The 9,021-nt window shown below is 57.3% G+C and carries 8 protein-coding genes and 2 pseudogenes; 4 read left to right on the forward strand and 6 right to left on the reverse strand.

The annotated features are described in order from the left end of the window. A pseudogene (locus RMO15_RS16555) lies at positions 1–516 on the reverse strand (alpha-galactosidase); the annotation flags it as partial. A gap of 171 nt (positions 517–687) precedes the next feature. On the opposite strand from RMO15_RS16555, the gene RMO15_RS16560 reads away from it, so the two are divergent. The 3 genes from RMO15_RS16560 to ygiD all read left to right on the forward strand — a co-directional run bounded on the left by RMO15_RS16560 (position 688) and on the right by ygiD (position 2,297). Continuing rightward, complete coding sequence (locus RMO15_RS16560) at positions 688–1,056, forward strand: BON domain-containing protein (protein ID WP_309714555.1); 369 nt, start codon at positions 688–690, stop codon at positions 1,054–1,056. Positions 1,057–1,070: 14 nt separating this feature from the next. Further along, complete coding sequence (locus RMO15_RS16565) at positions 1,071–1,406, forward strand: copper amine oxidase N-terminal domain-containing protein (protein WP_309714556.1); 336 nt, start codon at positions 1,071–1,073, stop codon at positions 1,404–1,406. Between the two features lie 69 nt (positions 1,407–1,475). Continuing rightward, positions 1,476–2,297, forward strand: coding sequence for a 4,5-DOPA dioxygenase extradiol (ygiD, locus tag RMO15_RS16570; protein WP_309714557.1), 822 nt, complete (start codon positions 1,476–1,478; stop codon positions 2,295–2,297). 50 nt (positions 2,298–2,347) lie between these two features. Here the strand turns inward: ygiD and RMO15_RS16575 are convergent, their stop codons facing one another. The 5 genes from RMO15_RS16575 to RMO15_RS16590 form a co-directional block, all read right to left on the reverse strand. Beyond that, a complete protein-coding gene (locus RMO15_RS16575; RefSeq protein ID WP_309714558.1) occupies positions 2,348–3,862 on the reverse strand; it encodes an OmpA family protein in 1,515 nt (504 codons plus the stop codon). Positions 3,863–3,933: 71 nt separating this feature from the next. Further along, positions 3,934–4,449: a metal-binding protein gene (locus RMO15_RS33330; protein ID WP_369016127.1), complete on the reverse strand. Its 516-nt coding sequence runs from the start codon at positions 4,447–4,449 to the stop codon at positions 3,934–3,936. 6 nt (positions 4,450–4,455) lie between these two features. Then, positions 4,456–5,346 (reverse strand): sigma-70 family RNA polymerase sigma factor, encoded by an 891-nt coding sequence (locus RMO15_RS16580; protein WP_309714559.1) that lies wholly within the window; start codon positions 5,344–5,346, stop codon positions 4,456–4,458. Beyond that, positions 5,343–7,343 carry a DNA primase gene (gene dnaG / locus RMO15_RS16585; protein WP_309714560.1) on the reverse strand — a complete coding sequence of 667 codons (2,001 nt, stop codon included), beginning with the start codon at positions 7,341–7,343 and terminating at the stop codon, positions 5,343–5,345. The genes RMO15_RS16580 and dnaG overlap by 4 nt, the downstream gene beginning before the upstream one ends. A gap of 72 nt (positions 7,344–7,415) precedes the next feature. Beyond that, positions 7,416–8,399 (reverse strand): hypothetical protein, encoded by a 984-nt coding sequence (locus RMO15_RS16590; RefSeq protein WP_309714561.1) that lies wholly within the window; start codon positions 8,397–8,399, stop codon positions 7,416–7,418. Positions 8,400–8,508: 109 nt separating this feature from the next. Here RMO15_RS16590 and RMO15_RS16595 point away from each other — a divergent pair. Then, positions 8,509–9,021: pseudogene (locus RMO15_RS16595) on the forward strand (hypothetical protein); the annotation flags it as partial.

The raw sequence follows: 9,021 nt of genomic DNA on the forward strand, positions 1-9,021 counted from the left end.
TGTCAGCCGGACGGTCTTGCTGCCCGTGTTGGTGATCGTCAGCCACTTGGCAAAAACCGGAAGGCTATCATAGAGCTCGTAGTGAACCGTTACGGCGAGGCTGGGGGCGGAAAACTTCAGATCCAGAGAGACACCGGGAGGAGCCGTTGCCGCTGCAAAATGAGGAGTCGGCTTGCCGACAGAGTAGCTGTTAAAGTGCAGCGCCTCGGGGTTGGCCTTGAGCTGAGGGAGCCACTCGGGCTTTAAGAAGGCCTGGTTCGGTTGCCCAGTCAGACCGCCCACCGCAAACTCTTTCTCATCAATCGTGACCAGTGCCTCTGGCCCGACCGAGCGCAGAAACGCCTCACCCGTTACCAAGTGGTCTAAGCGAACCGTGGCGGCATCCGGGGAGAGGCGAAAGACCCGGCGCACTAGGCCATTTTGGAGCTGAAGTGTCTTGCTGCCTGCCTCCTCTATTGTCGCCACTTCGGCACGAAGCGCAGGGGGCTGGACAAGCCAGTCGGGAGTGAGTGTCATGGGGCACATTATGCCAAAAAATAGTGCTGGTAGCAAGCGGTTATAAGTGGCTATTACTACTAAGTTTAAACAGAAGACACTTGACAAAAACAGAAAAAACAGCTAGGCTGTGTTGGGTAGGAGGAATACACCATGTATAGAAAATTTGCTCTGTTTGCTGTGACGTTGTCCGTGTTCTCGGTTGTTCTGATGGGATGTCCCAAGGCTCAAGAAGCCGCTACGGATACCACCGCTGCTGCTGGTGAGAAGATGGCTGATGCCGGTGGTAAGATGGCTGATGCCGGTGGCAAGATGGCTGATGCCGGTGGCAAGATGGCTGATGCCGGTGGCAAGATGGCTGCAGGCGCGATCGATGCGGAAGCCATTACTAAGACAATCAATGCCGTTCCTGGTCTCGAAGGCGTCAAAGTTGTCAAGAACGACAAGGGTGAGCTGGCTCTGACGGGAACCGTTGCGAATCAGGAACTCAAGGCTAAGGCGGAAGAGCTTGCGAAAACCGCAGGTATCACCACGCTGATGAACAAGATCACTACCAAGTAGATTAGGAGGCAATTATGCCCTACAAGATTGATGGTTTTGATATTGATGGAATCACCGAGCCCATCTTGGGTGAGGGAACCACTTTTGTTCCGCTAGCAAATGTCGCGCAGTCTCTAGGAGGCTATGCCGATTTTGACAGCGCTCTGAAAGTGGCTAAGATCAAGCTTGGAGAGTACGATCTTCAGGTCCAAGCGGACAATCCTATCGTGGATATTAATGGAATGCCTCTGGAGCTCCAGGCCGCGCCATTTATTGACTCCGATATGATGTTTGTGCCGGTGCGTCTCTTTGAGAAACTCGGCTACAAGATGGCAGTTGATGGCTCGCACATCTCGCTCGACGCCGCTTAGGCGCAACAAGAAACAAGGGGAAGCGTCGGTGCAGGGAACTGCCCCGGCGCTTTCGCTGTCTCTTGGGGCATGTCGCTGGACCAGGTTCTACGCCACCTAAAAGACGCTTTCCCACAAATGGAAGAGACGCTCCCCGCGCTCTTTGTCGGGCATGGCAACCCGATGAACGCCATTGAAGATAATGCGTTCAGTCAGACCTGGGAGCGACTAGGGAAGGCACTGCCCAAACCGAAAGCCATTTTATGTGTCTCTGCGCACTGGGAGACACGTGGGACGCAGGTGACCGCGATGGAGCGTCCCAAGACCATCCATGACTTTGGTGGCTTCCCGCCAGAGCTCTTCGCGGTCGAGTACCCTGCGCCTGGCTCACCCGAGCTTGCCGATCTCACCCAGCGCACGCTCTCGGAGAAAGCACTCGTGGGGTTAGATCAGGACTGGGGGCTGGACCATGGCGCGTGGTCGGTGCTCTGTCGCATGTTCCCTCAGGCTCAGGTACCTGTGATCCAGCTCAGCCTGGATCGCACACAACCCCTTGAGTTCCACTACGCCCTCGGACGCGAGCTACGCAGCCTGCGCCAGCGGGGGATCTTGGTGGTGAGTAGTGGTAATATCGTCCACAACCTGCGCCAGGCACGCTGGGCCGATGTCGCGGCTGACTGGGCCGTTGCCTTCGATAGCACAGTGAAAGAGCGCATTTTGTCCGGAGACCATGCTGCTCTGGTGCACTACAAAACGCTAAGCTCCGAGGCGCTCCTCTCGATCCCGACGAACGAGCACTACCTGCCACTGCTCTACACTCTCGGAATGCAGCATGCCGACGAGCCTGTGCAGTTTTTTTCTGAGCAAGTCACGCTGAACTCTATCTCGATGCGCACCGTGCAGCTTGGCTAAAAAATAAAAAAAGCCCGGTAGGAATGCTCCTACCGGGACTTTAAGAGAAACTACTTCTTGGTCACCCGAACCGCTATACGGCGGTTCTGTGCGCGACCCTCTTCGGTAGCATTGTCGGCCACCGGGTGCTGATCGCCGTAGCCTTCGGGATCCAGTCGGGCTTTGTCCACTCCCATCGTGACGAGCTCCGCGACAACAGCCGTGGCACGATCCGCTGAGAGCTTCATGTTGGCGTCTTTGTTGCCCGTGTTATCGGTGTAGCCACCGACTTTCAGGCTGACATTGGGGAATGCCTTGAGAATGGCCACCATGTTCTCAAGCTGGGCTTGCGAGCCTGCTTTATTGAGCGTGGACTTACCCGTGTCAAAGAGCAGACGGTCAAAGTTGAACCAGGTCTCTTTGTCTACGGGCTTGGCCGCATCTTGGACAAAGCCAACAAGCTTGCTTTCGATTCCCTCTGCGGCTCCTTTGAGAGTTGTCCCGTCGGGGAGCTTGACATCGGTGAGAGTGACCTCAGGCGCGGCGGGGCTCGCTTCGGGGGCAGGAGTTGCCTCCGTCGCGGGGCTTGCTTCGGCTGCGGGAGTCGCGACACCTTCGGGGTTCATCGGTTTCTGGGTGACGCCCTCGGGGGCTGTAATGCCACCCGTGGGAGGTGTTGTGGTACCGCAGCCCTTCATCATGTAGAGCGCTCCGGCGACGATAGCCAGCCCAATGATTCCGGGGATAAGCCACTTGGGAGCACCCGAGACAGCATCACCCGCGAGATCACCGACTTTATCTACCGCGGCGCCTGCCGCAACGACGGCGGCTTTACCTGCATCTGCGGCTCCATCAACGACGGCTTTTCCTGCATCGCCTACTTTATCCGCTGCACCTTCGACAACATCACCGACTTTGCCCACAACGCTGCCTGCGGCATCTTTTGCATCACCTGCCGCATCTTTGGCTTTATCAGCAAGATTGCCCAGTCCACTTGTCAAACCAGCGGCGAGGCCACCTACAGCTCCAAGTGTAGCTCCAACAGCGGCTTTACCCGCATCGCCGACGGCCTCAACAGCGTCTCCTGCTTTATCTACGGCAGCCCCTGCAACGTTCTTGACAGCATCGCCTGCATGTTCCGCCACATCACTGACCTTGCCCACGACACTACCAGCAGCATCTTTTGCACTGCCTGCTATGTCTTTGGCTTTATCGGCAAGGCCGCCCACTGCTCCAAGTGTAGCCCCAACAGCGGCTTTACCGGCATCAGCAACATCGCTCGCCTTGTCCACTGCGGATCCTGCGACATCACCGACTTTGCCCACAACGCTGCCTGCGGCATCTTTTGCATCACCTGCCATGTCCTTGGCTTTATCAGCAAGATTACCCAGTCCACCTGTCAAACCGGCGGCGAGTCCACCTACAGCTCCAAGTGTAGCTCCAACAGCAGCTTTACCTGCATCGACTGCACCCTCTGCGACATCTTCGACTTTATCTGTCGCTGCGCCAACTACATTACCTGCCGTATCTTTTACATCGCTTGCCAGGTCTTTAGCCTTCTCCACGACATTTTTCTCATCACTCATAAAAACACCCTCCACTAAGCTGAAAAAATTACCAGACTACTGTCTTTTGTACAGTATAACACAATCTCTTGTTAGCGACGTCTCTTGAGAGAGCTATAGAGGGTATCTGCGCCTGTATGAAGAGCGGTGCCGAAGATTAGACCAATTATAGTCATTATTGTATGTTGTGGGTAACGACTATAGAGCGACTGGACGAGATCCCAAGGAGTGGTTTCCGGTACACCGGGGCCTAGTCCTGAGGATTGGCGGATTCCCCAGAGCGTTGCCCAGGCCATGAGCCATGTCATAACTAGCAAATAGCCCACACGCATCAAAGGAGATAGAAACCACGAGTGCGAGATCCACGAGCGATGGGGGATCATTTTCTGGTAGGGGTACCACAAAAAGCGCAGTGGCCCCCAGCGCTTGTAGATAGAAGAGTTTAAATCAAGATCGGGAGAGAGTAGCCAACCCGAAAACAACGTGGAGACCACCAGCGTGCCTCCGATCGCCCAGTTTTGCGGAGCCGGAGTCAGGTACCACCAGACTGGCACAGCGATGATAGCGCCCACCAAGGTGATTTTGTCGTGGACTTTTCCAGATGGCACGGTAGGCTACCCGGTGAACTCGCGCAATAAATGTAGGCAGTCTGGGCTGCGGAGCTTGCCCATGGCCTTACTCTCGATCTGTCGGACGCGCTCACGGGTCACTTGCAGGTGGCGGCCCACTTCTTCTAGGGTCTGGGGAGTGCCATCACCGCGCAGGCCAAAACGGAGTACTACCACATCCCGCTCTCGCTCGGTGAGGAGCGCTAGGACTCGTTCGAGCTGGTCACGCAAGAGCCGGTGACTGACGACATCATTAGGGTTCAGGGCATTGGGGTCAGCCAAGAAATCGAGAGGACAGACCTGCTCGGAGTCCTCGCCAGAGGAACCATCCAAGGAGAGAGTCTCTGGGAGCGCACGCAGGGTCTCCTGAACGCGGTTGACGGGCATCTGAAGCTGAAACGAGAGCTCTTCCACCGTGGGAGTGCGCCCTAGCTCTTGGCGCAGAAGCTGGCTGGTACGCAGGACACGCTGAATGGACTCAATAACATGCACCGGGAGCCGAATCGTACGGCCTTGCTCCGCCAGAGCGCGCAGGATCGCTTGGCGAATCCACCAGGTCGCACAGGTTGAGAACTTATAACCCTTGCGCCAGTCGTACTTTTCGACGGCGCGGATCAGGCCGAGACAACCTTCCTGAATCAGATCCGCCAAGGTCAGCCCACGGGCCTGGTAGCGGCGTGCAATAGAGACCACAAGGCGAAGATTCGCCTCCGTCAGACGGGCTCGTGCGGCTTCGTCTCCACGCTCAATCCGCTGCGCAAGGCGTATCTCTTGATCGAGAGTGAGCAGTCGGCCACGCCCGATCATGTTGAGCCAGCCACCTAGGCTATCCTCAGGCATGTCGGACGACTCGTTGGAAAAGGACAGGTCGCTTACAAAAGGCATTCGTGTTTTCAAGGGCTTGCTTCACCAACCCGCTTCTTGGCACGTGTCCAAGCGGTTAGATCCATCATTTCTTCATTGGTCAAGCTAATTCCTCCTGCCAGCTTTTCTTGAATCAGACGAATATTCTGTGGGGGGTGCTTGAGGACGAGCTCATGGATGCAGTCACGGAGGGCCTGCTCCGAAAGCGGGGCATCTCCTGAGGTCGAAATGGTGTAGTGCGAGGCGAAAAAGGCCAGCTCTTGGTCGGCAAGCTGATCGAGTGCGCGCTGGAGCGAAACGCGGCCCACAAGCAGAGGATAGAGGGCATCCACAAGCCGCTGCGTCTGAGGGTGTGCCAGAAGCTCGCTAGGAAGGCAGGCCAGCGCCTGCGCGGCCCGATCCAGCTCACGCAAGACCAAGGGCCGCCACTCGTCGGTGAGCAGGCCACGTAGCACCGCCCGCTCCGCCTTCTCAATCGCGGAGGTTGGAGGGGCGAGGGGGGCTTCTGGACGCGGTGGTGGCTGGTTGTAACGCGAGCGCTGCTGCCAGCCGTTACCACTGCCACTGTTGTTATTTTTCTGCCAGCCCCCGTTTCCACTTCCATTCCCCGCGCCACGCTCGTAGCGCGGTCGGGGTGGCGTGGGTGTCAAGACATCCCCACTTTGGGGAGACACACTACCAGGCCGCTGCGATCGCCAGCGCTGCACCTCGGCCAAGATCGAGGCCTCCGCACGCGTCCCCGAGCCAAACGACGGGTGCTGCGGCGCGAGCCGTCGCACCAGTAAGTCCAGCTCTAGTGACGAGCGCACTTCAGCCAGAATAGGAACTGCCTCACGCAGGTAGTTCATCCTTCCCTGCTCATCGGTGAGATCGAAGTGGCGCTTGAGGCCATCTATCCGAAACTCGGGGACGCCACGTGCACTGTCCATGGCTTTACGAAAACCCGCGATATTGCCTCGCCGTAGCATGGAGTCTGGGTCGTCCCCCTCCGGCATCGCTAGGATGCGAAGGGCAAACTCGGGGCCGTGTGCGGTAAAAAGCTCCGCTGCCCGGAGCGCCGCCCGAACGCCCGCTTCATCGGAGTCAAAGGAAAGCAGGATATTTTTGGTGTAGCGCCCCAGGATGCGAATGTGCTCGTCCGTGAGCGAGGTTCCCAGAGTCGCAACCACATTCTCAATCCCTGCCTGGTGCGCCGCGATCACGTCCATGTAGCCCTCGACCACCAGCACCCGATCCGCATCACTAATGGCTTTCCGGGCTCGGTTGAGACCGTAGAGAATCCGGCTCTTGGAGAAGACAGGAGTCTCGGGAGAGTTTAAGTACTTGGGCCCGACATTGGTATCGGGCGGCAGCTCCGGGTTGGGGATAATCCTTCCGCCAAACGCCACAACACGCTCCTGAACATCAATAATGGGAAAGATCAGTCGGCCTCGGAACTTGTCGGTGAACTCGCCCTGAATCCGCCGTGAGGGGAAGTTGAGCCCCGCCTGCTCGGCATCGTCCATAGAGACACCACGTCCCTGAAGATAGCGAGAGAGCGCACTCCACTCATCGGGAGCATAGCCCACCTGGAAGTTTTCGAGAGTTTCATGGGCCAAGCCGCGCTCCACAATGTAGTCCTGGGCCAGCTTTGCTTTCCCGAGAAAGTTGCGGAAAAAACGTGTGGCTTCCGCATTGGCGCTGTAGAGCCGCTCTTTTTCATCGCGCTGACGGGCCGCCTCCGAAGGGTCTTGGCCACCTTTATAGGTCAGAGTGACTCCCGCAATACTAGCCAGACGCTCCGCTGCCTCTGGGAATGTCAGGCTCTCCGCCTTCATCACAAAGGCAAAGATATCGCCGCCGGTGGAACAACCTCCCCAGCAGTGCCACGAACCACGGTCAGGGTCTACCGTAAATGAGGGGGTTTTCTCGTTGTGAAACGGGCACAGACCTTTAAATGTCCGGCCCGAGCGCTTTAGAGCCGTGTACCGTGAGATGAACTCAACCAGGTCAACGCGCTGGCGGATCGCATCTTTTTCACTTAGCTCCATGGGGAACTCATCATACCCCAAAAGACAAAGCCCCCGGCGCGAAGTTTCGCGCCGGGGGCTCTCTAGATTTTTCTACTCGGTTGCGTTGATCTGAATCGCCACGACTTTATAGATACCGTTGTAGGGATCGGTGTAGCCGTTGACATACTTCATGTTCATGAGCTGGAACTCAATGTGTTGCTTGGGGTAGGAGCACACGAGAAGCTCACCGCTTTTCATCACGGACTTCGGCGCACCGTAGGTACGGATCAGATCCTTGTAGGTAGAGCCGAGTGTCAATCCCTTAGCGCTCTTATCATTGCGGGTACGGGGAACATAACCGGTGATGCGAATCTGGGAGACTTTTCCTTCGGGGGAGATTAGGAAGTCGTAGCCAATGGCCTGCTTCTGCTTTTTTGCATCAAGTGCCTTCTTGGAGTAGCTCCAGGTCACTTCCTGCTGAAGCGTGGATGAAGAGACAGTCTGGCCAAAGGGGCCGATGCCGCCACCGCCACCCATACCACCAGGGCCCTGCATACCGCCACCACCGCCCTCCATATCACCACCACCCATTCCGCCACGACCGCCCATGCTGGGGCCGCCCATGGAGCCACCCATGCTACGACCACCCATTCCGCTGGGGCCACCCATTCCGCTGGGGCCACCCATGGAACCGGACATTCCAGAGCCACCGCCCATGCTACCCATTCCCGCTGAGCCGGGCATGGACTTACCACCGCCCATGCCGCCCTGACTGGGCATTCCGCTAGGGCCGCCCATGCCGCCCTGACTAGGCATTCCGCTAGGGCCGCCCATGCCGCCCATATCACCGCCGCCCATCATGCCGCCTTGGCCTTGCTGACCTTGACCGCCCGCTTGTGTTGGAGGACGTACCGCGACATCACCGATTTGAATGTCGTTTGGGTTGCCGAAAAGAGATAAGATGCTCTTCGCTGAAGAGTTGATACGAATGCCCGCCAGGTTGCGCTCAATACCATCTTTTTGCGCCTGAGCTGGGTGCATTCCCGCTACTAACAGCGCCACTCCACTTAGGCATAGTGCCTTTTGAAACTTCATTAACCTCATCCTCCTAAATTCTCCCCGATCCTCAGGGAGCATCACACTTTGGACGTATTGCCGGGCATTGTACCCGAATTTTTCACAAAGTGGTATAAAACTTTCAATCGTGTCCAATTCTCTCCACACCACTATTTTAACAACGCTTCGTGACGAGCGTTCTCTTACCGACTATCTCATTCAAGCTCGTGCTGAGCTACGTACTCGCTGGCTTCCCGAAACCGGCGGTCGCACCTGGGCTCAGGCCCATAGCGATCTACTCGATGCGGTTCTGCGCCGTCTGCTGGCGATTGCCTCCGAGCGCTCCGGGCAGAGTTCCCAAGGGATTGCCTTGCTCGCCACAGGGGGCTATGGTCAGCGCGCACTGGCTCCCTACTCCGATGTGGACCTGACCTTCTTGGTAGACCGCGACGATGACCCGCCGCTCCTTCGTGAAGCATTTCGCCTCGTGATGGATGTCCTGATGGCTGGTGCCCGCATTAAGGTGGGCTACGCCTACCGCCATATCTCCGAGATCGGAGGAGACCGGCTGGATCATCAGACCCAGACCTCGCTTCTCTCTGCTCGCTTGATTGCAGGCGATGGTGCGCTCTTTGCACGGTTCGACCGCATTTATAGTCCC

Origin of the sequence: Armatimonas sp., from assembly GCF_031410135.1 — a bacterium.
Taxonomy (GTDB): Bacteria; Armatimonadota; Armatimonadia; order Armatimonadales; family Armatimonadaceae; genus Armatimonas.